General features: G+C 40.6%; 23 protein-coding genes. 4 read left to right on the top strand and 19 right to left on the bottom strand.

Annotated elements, in window-relative coordinates; all coding sequences use genetic code 11:
• Positions 1-42 precede the first annotated feature (42 nt).
• The 8 genes from MKO06_RS13225 to MKO06_RS13190 form a co-directional block, all read right to left on the bottom strand.
• Positions 43-3,072 (bottom strand): SbcC/MukB-like Walker B domain-containing protein, encoded by a 3,030-nt coding sequence (locus MKO06_RS13225; RefSeq protein ID WP_241552542.1) that lies wholly within the window; start codon positions 3,070-3,072, stop codon positions 43-45.
• A complete protein-coding gene (locus MKO06_RS13220) occupies positions 3,073-4,293 on the bottom strand; it encodes an exonuclease SbcCD subunit D C-terminal domain-containing protein (RefSeq protein ID WP_241552541.1) in 1,221 nt (406 codons plus the stop codon).
• A 235-nt stretch (positions 4,294-4,528) separates the two neighbouring features.
• Positions 4,529-5,587: an NAD-dependent epimerase/dehydratase family protein gene (locus tag MKO06_RS13215; RefSeq protein WP_241552540.1), complete on the bottom strand. Its 1,059-nt coding sequence runs from the start codon at positions 5,585-5,587 to the stop codon at positions 4,529-4,531.
• Positions 5,588-5,669: 82 nt separating this feature from the next.
• Positions 5,670-7,973 carry an ATP-binding protein gene (locus tag MKO06_RS13210; RefSeq protein WP_241552537.1) on the bottom strand — a complete coding sequence of 768 codons (2,304 nt, stop codon included), beginning with the start codon at positions 7,971-7,973 and terminating at the stop codon, positions 5,670-5,672.
• Positions 7,974-8,204: 231 nt separating this feature from the next.
• The gene (locus MKO06_RS13205; RefSeq protein WP_241552535.1) at positions 8,205-8,789 is read right to left on the bottom strand and encodes a hypothetical protein; all 585 of its coding nucleotides are present in this window, start codon (positions 8,787-8,789) and stop codon (positions 8,205-8,207) included.
• 119 nt (positions 8,790-8,908) lie between these two features.
• Positions 8,909-9,352 (bottom strand): Hsp20/alpha crystallin family protein, encoded by a 444-nt coding sequence (locus tag MKO06_RS13200; protein WP_241552534.1) that lies wholly within the window; start codon positions 9,350-9,352, stop codon positions 8,909-8,911.
• 142 nt (positions 9,353-9,494) lie between these two features.
• A complete protein-coding gene (locus MKO06_RS13195; protein ID WP_241552533.1) occupies positions 9,495-10,868 on the bottom strand; it encodes an MBL fold metallo-hydrolase RNA specificity domain-containing protein in 1,374 nt (457 codons plus the stop codon).
• A complete protein-coding gene (locus tag MKO06_RS13190) occupies positions 10,868-11,704 on the bottom strand; it encodes a restriction endonuclease (RefSeq protein WP_241552532.1) in 837 nt (278 codons plus the stop codon). Before MKO06_RS13190 ends, MKO06_RS13195 begins: the two co-directional genes overlap by 1 nt.
• A 203-nt stretch (positions 11,705-11,907) precedes the next feature.
• Here MKO06_RS13190 and MKO06_RS13185 point away from each other — a divergent pair, with 203 nt between their 5' ends.
• Complete coding sequence (locus MKO06_RS13185) at positions 11,908-12,690, top strand: hypothetical protein (RefSeq protein ID WP_241552531.1); 783 nt, start codon at positions 11,908-11,910, stop codon at positions 12,688-12,690.
• A 35-nt stretch (positions 12,691-12,725) separates the two neighbouring features.
• Here MKO06_RS13185 and MKO06_RS13180 read toward each other — a convergent pair whose 3' ends face one another.
• From MKO06_RS13180 to MKO06_RS13160, 5 genes are all read right to left on the bottom strand, one after another.
• On the bottom strand, positions 12,726-13,160 hold the full coding sequence (locus MKO06_RS13180) for a hypothetical protein (protein ID WP_241552530.1): 435 nt from the start codon (positions 13,158-13,160) through the stop codon (positions 12,726-12,728).
• 261 nt (positions 13,161-13,421) lie between these two features.
• A complete protein-coding gene (locus MKO06_RS13175) occupies positions 13,422-13,811 on the bottom strand; it encodes a hypothetical protein (RefSeq protein WP_241552529.1) in 390 nt (129 codons plus the stop codon).
• A gap of 76 nt (positions 13,812-13,887) precedes the next feature.
• Entirely contained in the window at positions 13,888-14,454 is a 567-nt protein-coding gene (locus MKO06_RS13170; RefSeq protein ID WP_241552528.1) for a PepSY-associated TM helix domain-containing protein, read from the bottom strand.
• Positions 14,455-14,587: 133 nt separating this feature from the next.
• On the bottom strand, positions 14,588-15,139 hold the full coding sequence (locus tag MKO06_RS13165) for a DinB family protein (protein WP_241552527.1): 552 nt from the start codon (positions 15,137-15,139) through the stop codon (positions 14,588-14,590).
• Positions 15,136-15,555: a DUF2255 family protein gene (locus MKO06_RS13160; protein ID WP_241552526.1), complete on the bottom strand. Its 420-nt coding sequence runs from the start codon at positions 15,553-15,555 to the stop codon at positions 15,136-15,138. Before MKO06_RS13160 ends, MKO06_RS13165 begins: the two co-directional genes overlap by 4 nt.
• Before the next feature lie 171 nt (positions 15,556-15,726).
• On the opposite strand from MKO06_RS13160, the gene MKO06_RS13155 reads away from it, so the two are divergent.
• Positions 15,727-16,203, top strand: coding sequence for a hypothetical protein (locus MKO06_RS13155; protein ID WP_241552525.1), 477 nt, complete (start codon positions 15,727-15,729; stop codon positions 16,201-16,203).
• Complete coding sequence (locus tag MKO06_RS13150) at positions 16,196-16,396, top strand: helix-turn-helix transcriptional regulator (protein ID WP_241552524.1); 201 nt, start codon at positions 16,196-16,198, stop codon at positions 16,394-16,396. The genes MKO06_RS13155 and MKO06_RS13150 overlap by 8 nt, the downstream gene beginning before the upstream one ends.
• Before the next feature lie 28 nt (positions 16,397-16,424).
• On the opposite strand, the gene MKO06_RS13145 is transcribed toward MKO06_RS13150, so the two are convergent.
• From MKO06_RS13145 to MKO06_RS13130, 4 genes are all read right to left on the bottom strand, one after another.
• The gene (locus MKO06_RS13145; RefSeq protein ID WP_241552523.1) at positions 16,425-16,979 is read right to left on the bottom strand and encodes a lipocalin-like domain-containing protein; all 555 of its coding nucleotides are present in this window, start codon (positions 16,977-16,979) and stop codon (positions 16,425-16,427) included.
• A gap of 135 nt (positions 16,980-17,114) precedes the next feature.
• Positions 17,115-17,321 carry a hypothetical protein gene (locus tag MKO06_RS13140; RefSeq protein ID WP_241552522.1) on the bottom strand — a complete coding sequence of 69 codons (207 nt, stop codon included), beginning with the start codon at positions 17,319-17,321 and terminating at the stop codon, positions 17,115-17,117.
• Between the two features lie 55 nt (positions 17,322-17,376).
• Positions 17,377-17,673, bottom strand: a complete 297-nt coding sequence (locus MKO06_RS13135; RefSeq protein WP_241552521.1) for a Bor family protein — start codon at positions 17,671-17,673, stop codon at positions 17,377-17,379.
• Positions 17,674-18,352: 679 nt separating this feature from the next.
• Positions 18,353-19,309, bottom strand: a complete 957-nt coding sequence (locus MKO06_RS13130) for a calcium/sodium antiporter (RefSeq protein WP_241552520.1) — start codon at positions 19,307-19,309, stop codon at positions 18,353-18,355.
• Between the two features lie 360 nt (positions 19,310-19,669).
• Here MKO06_RS13130 and MKO06_RS13125 point away from each other — a divergent pair, with 360 nt between their 5' ends.
• A complete protein-coding gene (locus MKO06_RS13125) occupies positions 19,670-20,767 on the top strand; it encodes a ScyD/ScyE family protein (protein ID WP_241552519.1) in 1,098 nt (365 codons plus the stop codon).
• A gap of 165 nt (positions 20,768-20,932) precedes the next feature.
• Here the strand turns inward: MKO06_RS13125 and MKO06_RS13120 are convergent, their stop codons facing one another.
• Together MKO06_RS13120 and MKO06_RS13115 are read right to left on the bottom strand one after the other, a co-directional pair.
• Positions 20,933-22,132 (bottom strand): porin, encoded by a 1,200-nt coding sequence (locus MKO06_RS13120; protein ID WP_241552518.1) that lies wholly within the window; start codon positions 22,130-22,132, stop codon positions 20,933-20,935.
• Positions 22,133-22,396: 264 nt separating this feature from the next.
• Positions 22,397-22,738 carry a hypothetical protein gene (locus MKO06_RS13115; protein ID WP_241552517.1) on the bottom strand — a complete coding sequence of 114 codons (342 nt, stop codon included), beginning with the start codon at positions 22,736-22,738 and terminating at the stop codon, positions 22,397-22,399.
• Positions 22,739-23,074: the final 336 nt, after the last annotated feature.

The raw sequence follows: 23,074 nt of genomic DNA, 5'->3' as shown, positions 1-23,074 counted from the left end.
TCCTGGATTTTTTTGATTCAATTCTATTCTATAAAATTTCTGTCAGGAACTGATCTCCAAACTACTATATCCCTGTCCGTTCCTGGTTAATTTGATCTGGGTGGAAATACGTTCTTTCAGTGAATCAACGTGGCTTATCACTCCAATGGTCTTGGAGCTTTCAGCCTGCAGTTTTTCCAGCGTATCCAGAGTCTGGTCCAGGGTTTCCGGGTCAAGTGTTCCAAAGCCTTCATCGATAAAGAGACTGTTGATCTCTACGTTTTTGGAGGCTAGATCAGATAAGGCCAAAGCCATGGATAAACTCAGGATAAAGGTTTCACCGCCGGAAAGTGTCTTGACCGATCTGCGTTGGCCGCCCATATGTTCATCGATGGCAACCAGTCCGTCGTCTTCCTCGGGTTCAGGTTTGTCGATGAGATAACGATCGTTGAGGTCCTGCAGCCTGATATTTGCCAGTTTTAAGAGCCTGCTCAGCGTAAGATCCTGGGCAAAGTCGTTGAATTGCTTGCCCTTCGAGTCACCTATTAGTTCATTCAAAAGCCTCCAGCGTTTTGTTTGCTTTTCTTTTTCCTGGATCTGAAGTCGAAGAGAGGTCATTCTTTTTACCCGGTCCTCCTGATTTTTTAATATTCGTTCCAACTCCTTACATTCATTGTTCAGCCCCGTCAATTTTTCATTTTTCGACTGTAAGGTCTCAAAAAGTTTTTCCTTTTCGGTATCGGTATCCAGGTCTCGTAATTTCAACAATTGCTCATTGAGCAATTTGAGCGAAGCCTTGCTATTATCGATCTGCCTTAATATCTGCTGTCTTTCATTTCTAAGTTTCGAGGCTTCGGCTTCAGGCATTAGCACCTGCCAGGCATCTTGAATGTTACTGAATCCGCTTTCTGAAATGAATGGATTTAGTTCCGTTTCCAGCTTTTCCAGGCTTTGATTTAACTGAAGTAATTGTTTATCGGTTTCTGAAGCGCGCTCCCTCAAATTAAGAGCTTCCTGTTGGATCCGGTTCCATTTGTTCGAATACTGTTGAACATCATTCTGGATATTCTTTCCGGAATAAACCATATCCAGTTGTTTTTTTAATTCCCTGCCTTCAGTGATTATATTTTTGATCTCCCTGGCTAGCGGAATGGCATTTGCAAGCGACTGTTCGGTTTTACGGGATCTTTCGAATTCTAACAAAATTTCCAGTTTGGATTCAAGTCTTTCCACAGCAAGGTCGATCTCTTCCTGTTTGGTAACAGCCTTGAATTCGCTGAAATCTTCTGAAAATCCTTTCCGGCTTTTCTGGTATTGTTCCTGCAGAGCGGCCAGTTTTTTATGTAATTCGATCAGTCTTTTTTGAAGGTTTGTATGTTCCGCCTCGAGGCGATGCAGTTCCCGGTTGGAAGCTTCTGACTTATTTTCCAACTCCTGTAATTTTTCATCAATAGTATCAGTTTGAGTTGTCACCTCGTGGGCGTAAGGATGATGAGTGGCACCACATAGCGGGCATGCTTCCCCGTCTTTCAGATTTTTCCTATGTTCTTCCAGGCTCGCTTTTAATCTCGCGTTTTCTTTCTGAAGTTTCAGGTTTTCCAGCTGTTGTTGCAAATTGCGGGAATTTGAAGTCGCCTCTTTAATCTTAGCTGGTAAAAATTCCAGCTTTGAATTTTCCTGTTGAAGTTCTTCTTCGATCCTGGTGATTTCTATTTTTCGCTGACTAATACCTGAAAAAATTCTGGAAGCGTCCCTGGCCGATCTGATCCTGGTTCGAAGGCCCTGCTGGACCTCTCCTAAATGATGTGAATTTTCCAGTTGCAGCTCCTCGCGATATTGTTTTGATTTTTCCCGGATCCTGGACAGGGCCAATTCGAAATCATGGATTGATCCTTCAATGTCCTGTTCATCAAAACCAAACCCTGTGTCCCTGAGTTCACTTTGCAACTGGTCTTTTTTAGCCGAATAAGAACTGAGTTTGTCTTTCCTGGCTTCAATCAACTTTAAAACCTTGTCACGGAAGTCATTCAGTTCTTCCGAAATAGTTTCAGCTTTTACCGAGCTTTTGGTCAGCTCCGAAACATCAGTGAGTAACTGGCCAATCTGTTGCTGGTTGGCACGTTTTAATTCGCTGATTTTCTTCTTTTGTTCCTGAAAATCTGATACCTGTTTTTTTAGCTGCTTCCATTCCCTGAGTTCATCTGCTTTATTCTGAACTTTCTCATGCTGCTTTAAAGAGGAACCATGTTCCAGGTCGAATTTCTTCAGATCTTCGATGCCCGTAGCCTCTGAAGCTTTCTGCTTTTGGATCTCTTTTTTCTGATCTTCTATATCCTGTTTGAGCTGAATCGATTTTTTTAGTTTTTCGGTCTCTTTTCGGTAATCTTCACATAGAACTGACTTTTCCTTTAGGTTGGCCTGATGTTTTACTACAACTTCATCCTCCAGGATATCTCGCTCGATGATCTGTATTTCATTCTGCTGATCCTGTATGTCACGATTGGCTTCCCTGTTCTTTTCGAATGCCCTGATCCCTAGCCGGCGATAAATGCCGGTTCCGGTTATCTTTTCCAGGAGTTCACCGCGTTCATCCTTTTTGGCCTTCAGGAATTGAGCGAATTCTCCCTGCGCGAGCAAAACTGCCTTGATGAACTGATCATAATTCAACCCTATAAGTTCTTCGTTTTTTGAAGGCACCACAGATTTTTTCAGGTCAATAAGTTTTCCGGTTTGATGATCATGGATCTCCATTTCATAATCGTTAAGATTATTGTTCCGGTTCACCTCGATGCTCCACTGCGAGCTATAAATACCATTTTTGCATTCATAGGTGACCCTCGCCATCGCATTTTTCTGGTTTCGGGTTAGTATGGCTCCCTTGGTTTGAATTTCATTTCGGGTTATCTTTCCAAGCCTGGGAACATGATTGAAAAGCGCGAGAGAGATCACGTCCAGGATGCTGCTTTTTCCGCTTCCGGTTGGGCCGGTTATGGCAAATAGCGAATTCGTTAGAAATGGTTCACGGCTAAAGTCAATTTCATGAAAACCCTTCAGGGAATTAATGTTTTCAAAGGCTACTTTAAGAATCTTCATTTATTCAGCGGTATTTTCAGATTCAACTTCTTCCAGGATCTCGTTGAAGGCTGCGAGGATCTCGTTTTTTTCTTCCTCGCTGTATTCATGATTCGCGATCAGCTCCAGAAAGACATCTTTTGGTTTGAGATCTTCCAGTTGCTCGTCGTTATTATAAAGTTCTGAAGCAGCCTGCACCCGGTTCCTGAATTGTGCCCTTTGTTTAACGATCTCAAAACCTTCACGGTCAAAATCATTAACCATTTTATCGAGAGCGTAGATCTTCTGCGCGTCATACTGGTCTTCCTCCAGGTCTACTTCTATAAGCGAAGTTAATTTTGAATGATTTTCCAGGCTGTTGAGTTTAAGCTGAAGTTCCTCCAGGTTACCGCTAAGCCGGATAAGTTGCCGGAAGTTAGGCAGGGAAATACTTTCCGGTTCAAAGCTTTTGTCAGTATCGATGAGTAAAACTCTTTTTTCATCCTTCCGTTCACTAAATGAAAGCGGAAACGGGGAACCACTGTAATAAACCGGGATTCCTGCATTCACCTTTTGAGGTTTATGGATATGACCAAGCGCTACATAGCTGAAATAATCTCCGAATTGTGCCGCTCTAAAGGCCGCCAGGTTGCCAATTTGTATATCTCTTTCGCTTTCTGAAGATTCCATCCCGGCCGTAAAGAGGTGCCCCATCGCGATAACAGGGACTTCCGGGTATTTATCTTTACAAATTTCAGCAGCCGAATGAAAGATATTTTGAATTCCTTCCCGGATCGCTTCCAGCCGTTCTTCATAAGAACTCACTCTTTCCCCGGTACGCAGGTCAGAATCCCGCAAATAGGGAATGGCGGCTATCACCAGTTCCAGCTCGTTATTCTTGTTATAAACAGGGATTAGAGTTTCCTCAAGCTTTTCCGGCAACCCTCCAATCACTTCCATATCCAGGGCCCGCATTAGGTCGGCAGGGGCGTTCAGCATGGCGGGTGAATCGTGATTTCCGCCGGTGGCGATGATCTTACAATCGAGTTTTTGAAGTTTTACCAGGGCCTGGTAATACTGTTTCCTGGCTTCGGAAGAAGGATTCGCCAGGTCAAAGATGTCACCTGAAATAAGGAGAACCTCGATCTTATTCTCACTGATGTAATCGATAAGCCAGTTGATGAACAGGTCGAAATCTTCGCTGAGTTCGTGTTTATGTAATTTTTTACCAATATGCCAGTCGGCAGTATGTAATATCTTCATGCTTTTTTATTCGGAATTCGAATTTAGCTAAGGAAAACGTCAATCTATGACGCCTTCGGGATAATTTTGAGCTGAAACAAAACAATGCATTTTTCTGTATATTTTCCAACTTATGGCAGGTTTACTTTCAGGTGGTGCAGTTTTACAATCATGTTCCTTCCCTGAACCTGATTTGAATAATTCAGATTGAAATTAATATTTGAATTTAACGATGAATTGAAAATTGCGTTCCGCTCTAAATGATGTCGTTATCTATTAGAACCTGAAACGAATCTTCCATGGTTTCTCGCAGTGGCCTGAAGTTCATGTCCAGGTCTCTTTTGATCTTTGAATTATCTGCCCGCCATTCTATATCCACATTATTTTTAACAAATCTACGAGACAAACTTTTGTTCAGGATGGGACCAATCAGCAGCAATAGCCACTTTGGAAGGGCTTTGGTAGGCACAGGATAGGATTTGCCGTATTTTGGTTCAAGTGCCTGGCCCAGTTCAACAAAATTAATGTTGTGAGCAGAGGTGATATAACGCCCGCTGGCCGAGGCCGTGAATGCCGCTTTGAAATGAGCCAGGGCAACATCCCGAACATCCACCAGGCCAATTCCAACCTTTGGCGCACCCATCTTAAAAGTTCCATCGCCCATTTGTTTGAGCAGGCTGAAACTTTCAGAAGTCGTGGCCTGCGGATTGAGAGGAGGACCCATAACCAGTGACGGATTTATAACCACCAGGTCCCACCTGTTCTGAGCTTTATTGATCTCCCATGCCTTTTTTTCTGCCAGGGTCTTGGAGTAGGAGTAGGGTTGATAATCGATAGATGCCGTGGTATTCCAGATATCCTCGGTAAAGGCGCCATTATGAATTTTTTGAACCTCGATGGCATCGGTATAAATAGCCGCACAACTGCTGGTTAAAACCACCCGTTTGATGCTCAGGCATTCGTTTGCCTGTTCCAATACATTGGCGGTTCCCTTCACTGCAGGTTTGATAAGTTCTTTTTCTGGATTCTTGAAATCTGAAGTAAAAGGAGAGGCTGTATGAAAAACCACTTCACAGCCTTCCATTGCTTCGGCATAGGAGCCTTCGTGTAAGAGGTCGGTCTTGAAATATTTGATGCGGCCGGGACTGTTCGCAGCAATTCCATTAAGATGGTGAATTTTATGTTCCTTTTCAGGATCTCTTACCGCGGCATGCACTGTAAATCCTTTCTCCAGTAATTTCTTAACCAGCCATCCGGCAACATAACCCGTAGCTCCCGTAACCATGACGGGTTTATTTTTATCTATTTCCTGCATGTGATTGGTTTTATTCCAGTTGTTATAAAATTCGGAATAAATATTCAATTTTCAGGAAACTGCTACGGATATTAGACTGATTTCAGGATTTCTCGGCCCTGGTGAATGAGATGTTGAAACAGGTCCCAACGCCTGGTTCGCTAATCACATCGATCTTTGCATCATGTTCTTCCAGAATATTCTTTACCGAATTTAGCCCTATTCCCACACCTTCTTCCTTGCTGGTATAGAAGGCATCAAAAAGTTTTTCCTGCTGGGCCTTATCCATACCGTGACCATTATCTTTAATACTTAAAATGAATTCGGTATTTACCTCTTTGATCTCAATATCGATAATACCCTCGTCTGGCTTAGTCGCTTCGCTTGCATTCACAATGATATTAAGCAATGCGATAATAAGCTTTTCCTTGTCGGCCAGAACGGGGTAAGTGTCGTTGTAGTTCTTATTTAACTGGATACCGGCGAGGTAAATTCTATCGGAAGCCCTGCTAATAGCCTCTTCAACTATCTCTGAAAGGTTCACTTTGTCCAGTACAGCAGGGGAGTAATTGGAAGAATTGAGAAGGTGGCTTATGAGCTTATTGAGCGTATGGGTACTCCTGTTTAAAATATCCAGGTACTTCTGGGGACCGGGATAGTAACCTCCTAGGTTGAATTGCTTTTCAAGCACATCGGTGGCTACCATGATGCTGGCTAACGGGTTACGCAATTCATGCGCGAAGGTCCTGGCGATCTCTCCTTCGATAGAGAGCTTTTTAGCCTTCAGAAGTTCATGCTGCGTATCTTTTTGCTTATTGATATTCTTGACCAGAAGCACGTATTCATCCACCCAGTGATCGTTTTTCCTGTGAAAGACCTTTCCCCTTACATTAAACCATTCCCAAACAACCCCATTTAATTTCAGGCGTAATTCGATCTCTGCAATCTCATCTTCCCTGGATTTTAGCAATTGCTTATGCAAATAAATGATCTTCTCCCGGTCACGGGGATGTATATAAGGTAGGATTTCCTGTAAAGGCATGCCTTCCACACGTTCCCGGGTGATCCCTCCCTCCGGAAAAATATCGCGGTTGATATAGCGTACACTGAAGGTGTTCAGGTTCGCGATGAGAATAGTTTCAGCAGATGCGCTTACCAGTTGTTTTCTAAAATTTAAACTATCTTCCAGCTGTTTGGCTTCAATTTTTTTCTGGGTAATGTCTTCAACGGTAACAATAATGAGGTCTTTCTCTCTTTTTGCCTTAAGCCGGAACCAGTTATTGAAATCTGCTTTATTATAAAAAATATCGGTATCGATTGATTTCCCGGTCTCTGCCACAGCCGTTAAGGCCTCGAAGATCTTAAGTTCTTCCCCGTACCTGGTAACTTCACGATAGCGTTTTCCAACGGGGTCCACTTCGCCATACATGCGTCTCAGGATCTTATTGATACGCAGGAATCTGAAATCGGTCACCTTGCCTTGTTTGTTTACCAGTCTTTGAAGTACGGCAATACCAAGGTCTGTGGTGTCAAAAACACTTTGAAGCAATTGGTTTGATTCCCTTAGTTCACGTTCGCCCTGTTCAATTTCATTTCTCAACATTTCTCGCGTTCTGAGGATTTCCTCTTCGGCATGTTTGATATGTGTGATTTCCCGGAAGAACACCATTAGTCGTCGGCTTGAAGTACTCCCGGTCTTCAATGCCGAAACATCAAACCATTTCTCCCCATTGGTTTCAGTAAAATGCTGAAATTTGGCAGGTTTTCCTGTTATAGCCACCTTACCATAGATCTGGAACCAGTGATCCTCGAGATTTGGCGATAGTTCCTTCATAGTCATTCCCTCAACATCCTTGAAATTGGTTTGTTGCTCGAAGCTTTGATTCGATTCCAGGAAAAGGAAATCTACCGGTTTTCCCGAATTATCAAAAATGATCTCTATGGAACAATAGGCTTCGTTCATTTGCTGGAGAAAATCGAAATACGGATTAGCAGGGAGGTCATGAGCCTCTTTTAATGATGGGTCTTCGTTTTCGATATCATGTTGAGAATTAACAGGTTCGGCAAGGCAGATAACCAGGTTGGATTTGTTATTAAGATTATGCCTGTACCGGCGATTTTTAATACTGAATTCTTTGTAAGAACCTTCACTTGATTTGATCCTTAAGTTGAGCTGAGCGGTTCTTTTTTCTTCTGAATCTTTCAAACACCGAAGTTGAGCCAGAAAAGGATTGAGGTCATCAGGGTGAATAATTTGATCGAATATATCACTTCCTGCTTCCAGCTGAATTCCCGCAAATGAAATAAGGCCAGGATTCGCATATTCCAGGTGCATACCAACTACATCTATAAGCAAAATGAATTGCTTAAGCTCAGACGCGTTCTCGATGACAGATTTTTGAATCATAGATTTCATTTGGAATGTCGTTGGGAGGGGTAGAGGGAACGAAACCTTAAATTACAATTATTTTCTTAAATTTTTAATAAAAATGTTAATAAGGCTATAAAAAAAATAGTCTGCTACCTGAAATGCCATGCTATAGCTGGCTTTCCACGGGTATTCAAAAAAAGTTAAAGTTTTAAAATTGAGCTGTTTGTGATTATTTACCCTAAGGCAGGTTCATTTATAAAGCTATAATTAATTGCTAACCGGACTTATCATGATGTGGGCTCTGTGAGTGCCGGGATCCATAAGCCAGGGCATTCCCGGGGCTTCGGGTTTGGCTGGAGGGCCTGTAGATTCGGTGGTGGCGTATGGGATATAGATCACATACCTGAACTTGCCGTCCTTGAGTTCTCCCGTTTCGCGATTATAATTCTCTTCAGAGCCGGAAAATACATATAGGGTGCTGGGCGAGTCTGGCATATTGAGCTTTCCCGACTCTACTTCTTTTTGGCGGATTTTTCTTTTTTCCATTTCTGAAATTCCCTCAGCCCTGAGTTCCCTGCCCCGGGCCATAAATGGTTCCAGTTTGCTGGAATAGCAGGAAACACTTATTCCTTCAAATTCGGGATCATCGGCAATGCAGATCATTTTGTTCGTACCTTCCCTAAGCACCACCATTTTTCCATCTTCAGAATATCCATAAACTTTGGCACCTGCTCGTTCATCTTCAGGGGCAGCAAGAACGGCCGTCCTGATCTGAACCTCTTTAGGAAGAATTTTCTGAGAAAAACCAGTGAAACAAATCAGGAATATAATGATGCTAATTGTGGTTCTCATGATGCAGGTTTTTAGTGGTTTAGACTCTAAAATACATTATTTTTTCACAACAGGAAATCGTCCAGGCCAATAAAAAAAGGGACAGCTAAGCCGTCCCTTCCAGTCAGTTCTTATAAAACTTATGCAATATCTATTTTTTTGCGTTGATTATTCATGACCTTTTCGTCCTTGAAAAGCTGAAGTCTTAGAATTCCGTTGTCGTATTTTGCTTTGACTTCTTTGGAGGGATCAACGCTTTTAGGTATTTGAAATGTTTTATAAAAACTGGAATAACTAAATTCCTTTCGGGTGTAATCGTCTTCGTCTTCTATATCTTCCATGCTTTTTTGAGCTGAAACATATAAAAGGTCGTCCTCGATACTTACTTCAAAATCATCTTTGGAAAAACCAGGTACAGCAAATTCGATTTCGAAGTCATCTTCATGTTCCTTTACATTCATCGCCGGAAGATTTCGTTCTTCGGTAAAGAAATCATCGTTAAAAAAATCATCTAAACTAAATTTTCTGGTTAAACCACCATTCATCCAGTTCGATCTTAATTTGTTGGATTTTACTAAAGACATGGCCTCAATATTTAAAGTTATTGTTCTGTTATTTGAGGTATTAAATTAATACGAAATGCATTTTTTTAATATGATAAATGTCATGTTTTCAGTGATTTGAATTAAATTTTTTAGTCAAAATAATGGATGTGTAAAGAATGATTTATACCTGCAGTTCGTAGGATTTATTCATTTCGGGAATTGCGATGTTCCAGTTAAATTCAGATTGTAATTTTACCCTGAACGCATCCATACTTTGTTTTTCACCGTGTACCAGGAAAACCTGTTCAGGTATGTTCTTAATATGTTTACACCAGTTAACCAATTCCTGCTGATCGGCATGTGCCGAAAGGCTTGAGATCTTCTCTACCTGGGCTTTAACAGGGTAATATTTACCGTGGATTTTGATCTCGTAAGCACCTTCTTCTATTTGTCGCCCGCGGGTTCCTTCTGCCTGAAAACCTGAAAGAATGAGCCTGGTATCTTCACGGTCAATAAACTGTTTAAGATAGGTTAGTATCCTTCCGCCAGTAAGCATACCGCTTCCGGCGATCACGATTCTAGGCCTTTTTTCGTCTATGATCTCCCAGGTTCTTTTATAAGAGGAAACAAGTTCAAAATGCTGTTTCATGGCTTTAATTTCGGAAGCTGGAACCTTATGGTAAGCCGAAAATTGAGAAAAAAGATGCGTCACATCTATCCCCATTGGGCTGTCTAAATAAACAGGAATATCCGGGATCCTGTTCTTTTTAAACAATTTCCACAGCAGGTAAGATAAAAGCTGAAGTCTCTCTACCGCAAAGGAGGCGATGAGTAAGATACTTTTGGATTCGATGACCTCCCTGATGTTCCTGATGAAGATCTCTTCAATATCTTCTAGAGGATGCAGTTTATTACCATAGGTACTTTCCAGGATCAAATAGTCGGCCCATTCAGGTTTTTGAGGCGAAGGCATCAGGAGATCCTGTTCCCGGCCAAGGTCTCCAGAGAACAGGAAGGTTTTTTCACCCAGCTTTAATTCTATGAAGCAGGCACCAAGTATATGTCCTGCCGGCTTTAGCCGGAAGCTTATATCCTCTTTGAGTTCTATCCATTCTTCAATATCCACCGATCTGAAAAGCTCAAGGGTCTTTTCTGCGTCCTCGATGGTGTAGAGGGGAAGAGCCGGATGATGACTGGTATACTGTTCTTTGTTGGCTTTTTCTGCTTCCTCTTCCTGTATCTTGGCGGTATCGGTCAAAATAATGCGGGCTATCTCCAGGCTGGGAGCTGAAGCCAGGATCTGGCCCTTGAATCCCTGTTTGTAGAGTTTAGGTAAATAACCTGTATGGTCCAGGTGACCATGAGTAAGCAATACGTAATCCAGGTTCTTAACATTAATGGGCAATTGTTCCCAGTTCTTTTCACGTAATTCCTTGAGTCCCTGGAAAAGTCCACAATCTATGAGCAAGTTTAGATTGGCGGTTTCCAGGTAGAATTTTGATCCTGTTACCGTGCCGGCTGCACCTAAAAACTGAAGTTTGACCGTATTTTTCATTATATATGGTTTTTTGAGCATAGAACCTCATATTCCGAGATTATCCTGGATCGCCGCGGTTCCTGTATCCCTATTTTTGAAAGTATTTTTTTATTCTGAAGCACATCCTGAACAAGGATGAGGTCATTATTCAATAGTTCTTCCTTTTCAGTCCTGGTGAGGATGGTAGATACGCTTAAAGGATAGATTTGATGTTTGTCAATCAATTCCTTAAGGCTGTTTTTTACAGGATAGTCCCAGCTTATCATGTTGAGGCGAATGCATTTTCCGTACTGCAGGGCATCATCGGTAAAACGGGTGTTGGTGACCAGCCAGCCTTGATCGGTTGAATGACTGTTCTCCCTTTCATGGATGTCCCTGAAGCGGGAATGAATATAAAGCGGGATCTTAACATCACAGGTGCGGCCTTCTTCGCTGTGAAACTTGCATTCTACCAGGTGCCTTTCAGATTGTTTGAATGCGACCACATCTACCTCATGATCCACACATTCTCCCTGGAAGAACTGGTTCATCTTTACACTATATCCTTCAGCTTCAAACAGCTTACCGATGAATTTTTCGAATGGGAAACCCGAAGGCCCCAGTTCATAAAGGGCTTTTTTTAATTTATATTTTGAAGCATAAACCGATTTCACCTGTTTCAAAAGAGAAAATGCCCTGTTATAGATTTCCCTGGTACTCATACCCTGGTGGAGCTTATCCCGCATCTGGTCTATTACGATGTCTACCGTTTTTTTATCTGCTCCGCTTTTTAGCAGGGAACCACGTAATTTTGAAAATGAGAATTTTGCTTTTTCCCCCGTTGATTTTATGACATGAAATTTTCTTGTTGACATTCTAAGGAATTCGTACGCTTTAAGATACGAAGAAAGTATTTTATCAAAAGCAGCAAATTGAAGCTGGGTTAGGAAATAATCCTACCCTTAATATCGAACTAAAAAAATCCGGCTTCATTCAGAATTAAAAAAATGTAAAATACTGAAAATCAGAAAAATAAAATAATTTAAGTATCTTTAAGCTAATCTAAACCATTAGTATTATGAAGCGATTAGTTCTTTTATTATTTATCCTGATTTTTAGTTTAGGCATATCTGCACAACAGCAGGAAACCTACCTGATCTTCGAGTTCATGAAAGTGGACAACGATCAGGAACCTTTTTATATGGAAACAGAGGATTTCTGGGAGAAGATCCATGAACAACGAGTTAAAAATGGTGATATTATGGGTTGGGACCTTTGGCAATTGCTACCCGGCGGGGAGGAGCAGGGTTATCAATATCTTACGGTTACAGTTTTTAATGATCCCTTAAAAATGATGAATGCTGCAGAAGGTATCATGCAAAGTGCACGAACGGCTTATCCAACAGAAAGCGACGAGGACCTTGAAAAAAGACTGGATATGGCCGGCGGATCCAGGGATCTTTCTGTACGATTGTTTATACATGTGATAAACAGTACTACCGATGATTTTGAAATGAAACCAGGAATGGTCGCCTCCATCGATCTAATGAAAGCTAATCCGGGGCAGATGGAAGCCTACGAAAAGGCAGAGAATGACGTATTCAAACCTTTTCATCAAAAGGTCGTTGATGGAGGAGCGAAAGGTAACTGGCAACTGTTAAAGGTGCTTCTGCCTCAGGGGTCTGATGTATATACCAGTCATATTACCGTGAATATGTTTGATAACTGGAAGCAATACATCGAGTCTTCAGGTTTCGATGCCGGACTTAGTTCACAGGATGAGAGTAGGATGCAAAAAGGCCTTGAAACCCGGGAGATGAAATGGGTTTACATGGCCAATCTGGTTAAAATGATCCGGTAGGAACTTTTTAGAATCCGATAATTTAGACATTAAGCCTAAGATAATTTTTTCTGTTTCTGGTGTTTCCAGGCTTCCGTAACCGTTTTGAAGATCTCCTTTTTAAGGTTTTGGTAGCTGCTGTCAAATTCATGCATTTTGATCATGATCTTGCGGTGCTCATGTTTGTAGTTGTAATCTTCCTCGGTCTTTATGCTTTTATCGAAAAGGATCTTTACGCCGTTAATATGCATTTTGATCTTGGTAAGTAAACTGGAAACTTCAGTTTTCAGGTCTTTCAGCTGTTCTTTTAATACTTCTGATTTTTCGATAAGATGGGATTCCACAATTGGATAAATATTCGCATTGAGCATGGAATTAAGGAAGTCAAGTTCCTTAACGATAAAGCTCAAACGCGAATCCCACATGATGGAATTTTTGTGGATAATATCAGGTCTTTCCCATCCGTAACTGTTGATTTCTTTGGTTCTCATGATTCTGATTTTTTTTGAGCGTAAAAAGAAAGTACCTATTTAAAAGGCCCCAGGGGAGGGCTTCGGTAAATAATCCGGGCTGATTGGGGGGAACAGACCAGTGGGTTTCCAGGGTAATTACAAGCAGATTACCCGAAAGGAAATTAGGAAATTTTAGGCAGAAAATAAATGATTTCAGTCAGTTTTAGTTTGCAGAATTTTGAAAAATCCGGGACTATTACTGAGAATTCAATAATTAAGTAAGATTCTGGTTGTTAATGGTCAGGCGTTCTTTCCAAAGAGTTTTCTCACCTCAGGTTTGTTTAGCTCTATGATACTGAAAATACCAAGCAGGATACCAAGAATCCCAGTAATGCAATTCACGATCGCAACCACCAGGACAAAAGTGTAGCGGCGCTGTTCGCCGATGTATTTACCTGCGAGAATGGTAACTATTCCCAGTGCCAGGAGAAACAGGAAAATAAAGCCGCCCACAACCATCATGATGCCACCAGCAATACCGGCATGTTCATCATTTGATACTTGTGAAGTGACCATCCAGGTGCCTATAAAGAAATAGATCACGGGCAAAAAGGAGAGTAAAATGCTAAGAATTCCTTTGATGATAAAAAGTATCTTAAAGACATGAAGATTGTTATGATTGGTGTCCATTTTTGCGAATTGGAAGGTTCTTTTAAATTATAAAAGGAACTGGTTAGCAGTTATAAATGTAATCAATTCAAAGAAACTACCTTTTCTTTTTCATTTGCTTGGGGCCGTACCAAAGCCAAAAGCCAGTCACCGTGAAAATAAGTAAGGCGATCCCCATGATAGTGGTATAGAACACTTTTATCACCCCTGAGGTACCAAGATAATTATCTATAATGGAAGCATCATGAATGTTTTCAATAAGATCTGAATGTCTTTTCCCGATGCTAAGAACATCACCGGTGGCTCCATCAAGCTGAATGCCATAGAAATGGTCTTCAAAAATAAACTTAACCGATCCTTTTTCCTTGCGAACATCAATCCTGTCTATGCTTGATGATAGATCTGGAGATACTGAATCACGAAGCACCAGCACTGCTTTATCGTGAAGGCTGTCCAGAGGAAGCCAATCAGTCAAATTCGAAGTAGAGCCTTCTTTGGTTTCCGGGAGGATGATCCCGAAGCTGTCCTTTTTCCAGCCCAGAAGCACTCCAGAAACCGAAATTAAAAAGAAGAAGATAAACAACAAAGCTCCTGTAGTGCGATGCACTTTTCTAAATATTCGTAAGATCTTTGCCTGTTGCTCTCTTTTTTTTCTTCCTTTCATAAATTCAAGGTCTCTTTTCTAAGACCGCCAAAAGTAAGGATTTTCAACTTAAAAATCTGAACAAAATTCTGGCTTATCGTGATGACTGCTTCGACTTAAAATGATGTCCTAAGAAAGAATTATAACGAACGAATTATTCCTGAGAACTTCTATTTTGCAATTTCAGAACTTCCCTGGCCTGGTAAAAATGGCGTTGCTGGTGAAGCACAATGATATCCAAAGCGGTAGGAAGTGAGTAGACTATATTTCGATTTGCCGGGGAATAGATCACTTTTCCAGATGCAATGGCATCATGAAGATCTACTATATAAGCTTTTAGTTGTTCCTGGCTTGATTCGAACTTTTTAAGAATTTTCGGATCCAATTCAGAGGTATCAGGTTCCCATAGCGGGAAGGTTCTCATTTTCTTTTTTCCGGCTGGATCAACCGATTTTTTGATCAGGTTCCCAAAAAAATTGACCATAAATCCAAATTTGGCAACAAAGGGCAGCTTGAGGGTTCCTGACCTTACTTCTTCGAAAACCGGGAAATAAGATTCGTTAATCCGAATCAAATGCTGAATGTTTTCAGCAATGCTCCAGTTTTGTGCGCTGGCTTTCCAATTGAGTTTTTTCGAATTGAGGCTGCCGAATATCTGCTGAAAACTTTCGGTATTCTTATCGATTCGTTCTATCCAGTTTTTCATTCTGCAGTTTTTAGATCCTTAACTATACTGGTAGAATTCAAAAGGTTTTCAGGGAAGAATTCCATGGTGTGCTCAAAATACTCACTTGCCGCGATCCCTGAGGCGTACATTTTATTATGAGGCTGGTCATATTTTTGCAGGTATGCATTGCTTATGTCAGGCTGGATGGGATCTGAAGGATCCACTTTTATTCCTGTAATCTTAAGCAGTTCTTCGCCAAACTTGATCTCTCCAACCCCGGATCTTTCAATTTCGGTAAACCAGCTTTTTTCACTTTTATTCCAGCTGCGGGCAAACACCCGGCCATTAACCTGGACCATCCAAATAGGAAGAAAGCTCAATCGTTCTTTACCACCTTTGATTTGGATCATGGTATGTGACTCCAGGTATTCGTAAAAATTATCAGGGAATTTCAAATTGCTAAAAAGGATTTTTTGAATAGTAAATATACGCTATTTGGGGTTCTGCGTGTATAAAAAACAAGTTAGAATTGATTTGAAAAGTAATTTAGTATATACAAAATGTAATTAGTGCTTGCTTAAAAGTAATTAGTTAATTACTTTTAGTATGTTATTAATGACTTTTTTATGAAAGCGAATTATTTATTCCCTAACCGCTTTAAGAAAGTAGGTTGGATGTTATTACTCCCATCAGCTGTTTTAGGAGTACTGGTATTGTTCTTTGACCTGGAATTCGATTTTCTGGATGGCAGGATTTTCACTTTATATTCCGGTGAATTCCTGGGTGAAGAAGGTGAATTCTTTAAACTATTCAGTGGTAATTACACCAAAACCATTGTAGGTCTTCTATTTCTTATAGGCGCCATTCTGGTGGCCTTTTCAAAAGAAAAGCATGAAGACGAATTTGTAAGTAAAATCAGGTTGGAATCTCTCGTTTGGGCGATCTATATCAATTACCTGATTCTGGGAATTTGTTTCCTGCTATTCTATGATCTTGATTTTTTAATGGTTATGATCCTGAACATGTTTACCATCCTGATTTTCTTTATCATTCGATTTTACTACTCGCTTTACCAAGCAAAAAAACAACTCAGCTATGAATAATAATTTAAAGGTGGAGCGGGCGATAAAAAATGTGACTCAACAGCAGCTTGCTGAAGAGATTGGTGTTACCAGGCAGGCTATCAATTCCATTGAACTCAATAAGTATGTTCCTTCCACAGTACTCGCTCTTAAACTGTCAAGATATTTTGGGAAGCCGGTGAACGATATATTCTACCTGGAAGAGACCGATTAGAAAATGAGGGCATGTATAATTTTAGCAGTTACTTTGGGCGGTCATCCAGTTTCAACCAGACAAGCCTGACCGGTGCGGTAAAATTTCCGTTGATAGGAGATAGGATAAGACTGTCCTCCCGGAATTCGTAGCGCCTCTCTGCTATGGTATTCCATGCCTGCGGATAAATATGCGATTCTATATGATGCTCAATAGTTTTGTCATCTTCATTTACTCGGTATTTGCCGAAATACACAAAATTTGTAGCCATCTTTTTCAGGTCTTTTTGACTTAGACTGTCCAGACCTCCTTTGCCCTCCAGGATATATTGTTCATAATTTTCAGACACATGGTGGACTCCCATGCCGCCCAGTCCATCATAGATGATAAAACCCTTTCGATCTTTGTTCAGTCCGCCTGCATTGTTCCAGGCCTTTGTTAAGGTATCCTGTACCTGAATATTTCCAAGTTTCCACCGTCCTGTAAATTTTTCAAAGTCGGATGCCTGGCTGATACTTTTCTTTTCCTGTTGTTTACACTGTGTACATAATAAACTAATTGACAGAATTAAAAACAGTGTCGTGATTTTAAAGCTAGTCTGCATAAGTTTAATATTTCCAAACCTGTTGGTTCAGGATTTGTTCTTCCTATTAAATTTACTAAAATTATTGACCGCTAAATGAAGGCTTAACGTTGAAAGTAGGCTGATATAGATTCTGGTATCTAATTCAGTGGACCATTAATCGGTCTGGTTGCTTGTTTCAGCTTTTCGTTTTCTCATAAAAAAGGCGAGGCCGATAAACACAAGAAATAGGATGACCTTACCCAGGAGGTATCCGAAACCCCATTCAGTTAATCGGTTAAAGTCAAAAATAATGATTTTGGAGATCTGCCAGAGAAGTACGGCAGCGATGATAAAGGCAAGATAAAAAACGATTGTTTTCATAAACTTCAATAAAAAAAGGCCTGTTACATGAACAGGCCTTCTAAGATATCATATTTTATTTTGTAACCGTAGTGGTCGTAGGAGTGTAAATTCCTGCAGTGATCGCATGTAAAACTCCATTCAGGAATGTTTGCCTGGTATGAACAGTATAGTTCCCGGCACCATCATTCATATTCGAAGGGTTTGATACTCCAACGGGAATTAATCCGTAGACCAGATAATGATTCCACCTCGTGGTTTCCTCACCGCCCTGGCCTCCATTACCTACTACTGTAGTGTAAGAATAACAGGATGTTAATAGCATTGAAGTTGCGAAAATGATCGCCAGCAGTTTAATTGATCTTTTAAACATCTTTTTTGGTTTTTTAGTTAAACAATTTTTGCGCTTTAAATTTTTATTTTTCTCCGGAACAGTCATAACACTTAGAGTTCCTGTAATGCTTTGTTTTCGTGCATGTTACTGTGAAAATAAACATTTTTTTATAGCCAATCACCATGATCTAAGGAAATTATTTGAAAATAATGCGTTCTTAGGCACTCATTTTCAGTTGCTAAGGGAGCTGTTTTCAATTGCATTCGATCGGTTTCGAGGGCAGATCCTGGAATTTTAAAAGCTTTTAAAGCAAGGTGATTTTGACCTGATTCCTGATAATCTTGATGCAATTGCTGGAAAGCTGCAGATTAAATATAAAACCAGGCCCTGCTTAGCTTCCAAAGGCGTATCTTTGCGGAAAATCAGGGAAAACCCTTAGATCTTTTTTTATTTCAGACCGTAAATTTACCCATCACCAAATTTTCCAGATTTGATACAGGACCATTCACATATCTATCGAGGAATCATACTGGCACTTAGCGTAGTGCTGGCGGTATATATCGTGTACAAGTTCTTCGGATAGTGATGATCCCATCTCGTGGATAGATCAGGTTCCTGATGACGTTGCTCAAAATCATTACAGCTTCTAAAACTCTATTAGGCCAGGCTGTTATGCTAATTTATATTTAAACTCATCTGGAAAAGTCCCTGTCCCTGTTTAAAACTCCTGTAACACCAGGTAGGTCGTGTAAATAACATAGAATCCGAATAAAATTGCAGCTTCCCAGCGATCAAGTTTCTTTTTCTCACCGGTAAGCATAAATAACAGGAGAAATATGGTGCCTCCAATAAGGATCCCCAGGTCCATATTGAATCTGGGATTATAAGTGAGCGGATTCACGAGACTACTGATGGAAAGTATCAGCATGATATTGAAAATATTGGAACCTATAACGTTCCCAATTGCGATATCGCTGTTTTTCTTAAAAGCTGAAACGGCCGAAGTAACCAATTCGGGTAATGAAGTACCTGCTGCAACGATGGTTAATCCAATGATCTTCTCACTCACTCCAAGAGAACTGGCCACTTCAATACTATTGGTTACCACCAAATGCCCCCCGAGTATCAAACCGCCTAAGCCCAGGATGATGTAGATCCACGTCTTTTTTGGGGACATCAAAGGGACCGGACTATCCTGTACCGTGCTATCCCTTTTCATTTGAAGGAAAACGTAATAGAGAAATACAAGGAAAAGAACTAATAGAATAATGGCATCCAGCCTGCTGAGGAATGTATTCTCGCTGAAATTGAAATCATTCAACAGGAACACCAGCAAGATCGTAATAAAGAGAGAAATCGGAATTTCTTTCCATGCCGTTGAAGACTGTACCTTGATTGGATAAATCAAGGCGGCAAGGCCTAAAATGATGAACAGGTTAAAATTATTACTGCCTATGATATTTCCCAGTACAATGTCTGAATAGGAATTTAGGGAAGCGATCACATTTACGACCAGTTCTGGTGCTGAGGTTCCAAATGCCACGATAGTAAGACCAATAGCCAGGTCTGAAACCTTGTATTTTTTGGCAAGAGCCGATGCTCCATCTACCAGCCAGTTGGCACCGAATATTAGACTTATAAAACCAAGTACTATAAGAAGTATAGAAAGTAACATATCTATAAAATAAATAAATATTATTTGATGAATGGATACTTTATAAAAGGGCAGTAACCAATCGAAATTAATTTAAAATTCAATACGGAACTTAGCTTATAAAATAAAATTTTTTAAAAGCACCCAGAAAATCGGTTGCCGTAATCAATTAGAATTCAAATGATTTTTAGCCGCTGAATTTGATAATTCGCTATATTTGTAAACATTTGAGAAACAATCACTTAAAGGTTCTATTTCTTTACCGAACCAGGTGGTTGCTTTGACATCCCCATATATCAGTTTTTACCCCGCTTGGAATTTTAGATGGTCTGGATTTTCCAGTATGAGGTCTTGCTTATAACCAACTTAAATATTTTAACTATGAAAACTAATTTTTTATTTGGGCTTATCGCTTTAGGTTTATTATTCAGTTCTGGATGTACAGGGGATAAGATCGAACCGGAACCAGTGACCAATTATGATGCGGAAATGAAGGTGGAACCAAAATTCATGAAAACACAAAACCACGGCTTCCCTGCACCCCTGTTCGACCTGGCAACCGCGCCAAATAATGATATCTTGATAGCAGATATTGGCCGTGGTATTTTAAATATTACGGGAGAGGTCGAAATCAGTTTGCCTGGTGTAACCTCAATAGATCCGATAGGACGTAATAGTTTGTGGGCTGTAACCAGTGCAAGCGAAAGTTCTGAAACCGAAAAAGACAGCGGTCAGGGGCTTTATCGCGTGTCTAAGGGCAAATCCCGAAAATTAACCAATTTATTTGCGTTTGAAGCCATGTACAACCCGGATAATGATGATGTGAATTCCAATCCATACAGTGTGGCTTCGCTAGGAGGTGAGGCAGCCCTGGTTATAGATGCAGGTGCGAATGACCTTCTGAAAATAGACAATCAAGGGAACATTGAGGTAGTTGCTATATTCCCTCCAGAATTGGTATCTACTGCCAATATAAAATCTTTGGCAGGTTGTCCAGGATCTGGTGCAATGCCCTGCAATTTACCTCCGGCAATACCTACACAGGCGGTCCCAACCTCAGTAGTTGTTGGGCCCGATGGATATTTTTATGTTGGGGAATTGAAAGGTTTTCCAGGACCAACAGGTGAATCGAATATTTGGAAGGTATCACCAACCGCCTCTGGAGCCTTATGTGGATCCAGTGCAGATTGTGTAAAAGCCTTCGATGGCGGATTCACTTCCATCGTTGATATGACCTTCGGGCCAGATGGTCGTTTATATGTCGTTGAACTGGATGAAAAGAGCTGGGCAGCCGTAGAGGTACTTGGAATTATTACAGGTGGTACTATTAAGGCCTGCGATACCAATACTTTGGAATGTGAAACCATAGCCAGTGGAATTCCGCTTATAACTGCTATTACTTTTGATAATGACGGAAATCTATGGGCCACCAAAAATGCCCTGATCCCAGATCTGGCAGAAGTGGTGAAAATCCAATAAAAAGATGCGAAACTTAAAGTAAAATAGAAGCCGGTAATCATTGCCGGCTTTCTTTTATAGCCTGTTTTTAAAGGAGCTGGATCTAAAGATTAAATCAATTGAGACCATTATTATTTAAAAAATGAGCCAAGTGGCTTGAATAATTAAAATAATAATGAAGTACGATCATTTTGGTTTCAGATTCTTTTTGAACATATGGTCTGCCTGAATTTTGAGGCCTAATGCCAAAACATCGGTCGTATCCAGGCCTTCTGAAGTATTCCCGGTGCCTATTCTCAATTCGGAATAGATAAAGACAAATCCCGCTGGCCTGTATTCTGCGCCAAGGATAAAATCCCGTGTTTTAAAATCTTCGCTCAGGGCTAACTGGTTATCAACTCTTTCGATCTCATCGATATCCGGGGTATAATGATTATAACCGGCCATTAAGCTGAATTTATCCCAATTGTACCTTCCAAAAACCTCCAAACCGTAGGCATTAAAAATGACCGTGGGTGAAAGCTCCCTGTCTTCCAGAAGGATTGGGAATCCCCGGGCGAGGTCCCCGTTGGTATGCTTACTGTAGACGGCACCAAGCAAAAGATGCGGGGTTTGATAATTCAAACCTGCTGTAAAGTAGAAGGGGTCATCATCGAGGCCCAGGATCTGTGCTTCATCTATAAGGAAGTCATTAAGATAACTATGATTGAACCCGATGCCTGCTTTTAATTCTTCAAAAATTTGATATTGTAAACTGGCAGCAAGGCCATCGATGAAATTCTCATTATCCACATTCTTTGCCTGTAGCTGAAGGCCAATGATCAAAGGCCCAATTTCATTTCTATAGATCATAGACTGGTCTGCTCGACCGGTACCAATGCTACCACCATCGGTTCCCGCCACAAAGGTAGAGGAAGCCTGTGCTCCAAAGACATTAAAATTATCTGTATAGGAGGTAATGTCATAATACACGCTCCATTGTTTTCCAAAGCTGATGCTTCCATACTTTCCAAATCGGAAACCCAGGTAACCGAGCCTGGAGTTAAAAACCTGGTTGGCCTGTTCATTTAAGGTAAGAATGAATCCGCTGGCAGAATTTCCATCGGCATTGAATTGGGAATTGCTTTTAAACAGATTCATCCCAAGCTCAACACCCAGGAAAAATTCCATTTCTGCTTTATTTACACCAATTTGAACCCCTACCCGGGATGCATTCTCCTGGAATTCCACTTCTTCATTATAAAATGCGAAGTGCCCCCTGAAACTACCATATGGAAAAACGCTCAATTCAAGGCTGTCTTTGGGAAGTTCAGCCTGAGCTTCAACTTTGGCAATACTAAAGAAAAGGATACAAATTAGAATGACAAGTTGTTTTCCTGATCCCATACCTGTGCTTTAAATGATTAAAAATCTGGATGCGCTTTTTGATCCTACTTTTCTGAAAGTTAATGATTTATAACATTTAAAAAGCCGGGTATGTTCATTTTTTTAAATCAGTAAGTTTTGAAAACCAAAAAGAAGGACTCGGCAAAGAGTATTTAGGGGAGGCTAGAGACCGTGATAAGATCGTGAATAGTGATAACCTGAAATAGAAGGATTAACAGGTAAATGAACCTATTTTAAGAACTACCAGGATGTTAGGATCACAGCTTAGAATAAAAACAGAAGCAGCAGGATCAACGCGATCCCCGTGATGATCCAGGTAAGTAAGGATCTACGTGATTCTTTCCTGGCCTTACGCCTGATCTCTTCCTTGATCAATAAAAATTCTTCCGGAGCAATATTTTTAAGCTGCCTGACGGATTTCCCTGAATAGACCACCAATAGTTCCTTTTTGTCCTTAAAACTCCGGCTTCGTAACTGCAGGCTATTCAGTTTTCGATTCTTAGCTTCTGCATTTCTTCGTGCCTGCCCCATATTAAAGATCTTTAAACTTCCTCGATCTTTCAGTTCTAATTGGGTAAAATGAATTTGTTCCAGTAACAGTTTCATAGTATTCTGAATATTTATTCGTCTTTAAGGGAATCGCTTTACCAGGATTGTAAAGCCTATCGATGCAGGTCATATTCAGGCAGGTATCTCCAGTAAAAAGAGTAGAACTACCTAAAACCAAAATGGCCGGATTTAAAGAAAAATGAGGCATTCTAGATGTAATATTTGTCCGAGATCGATTATTTAAAATTTCAGTTATTCGTACTGAGGTCTTTGCTAACACAAGTTTTGGAAGTAGGGATTCGGACTTGTTAGCTTAAAACCTTAAATTTTGCGTGAAATTAAATTTTTTCGTGTAATAACCGAGGATATTTATGTTAAACCTTCAATTATCTG

Origin of the sequence: Christiangramia oceanisediminis, from assembly GCF_022570735.2 — a bacterium.
GTDB lineage: Bacteria > Bacteroidota > Bacteroidia > Flavobacteriales > Flavobacteriaceae > Christiangramia > Christiangramia oceanisediminis.
This window is presented reverse-complemented; position numbering and strand designations above follow the sequence as displayed.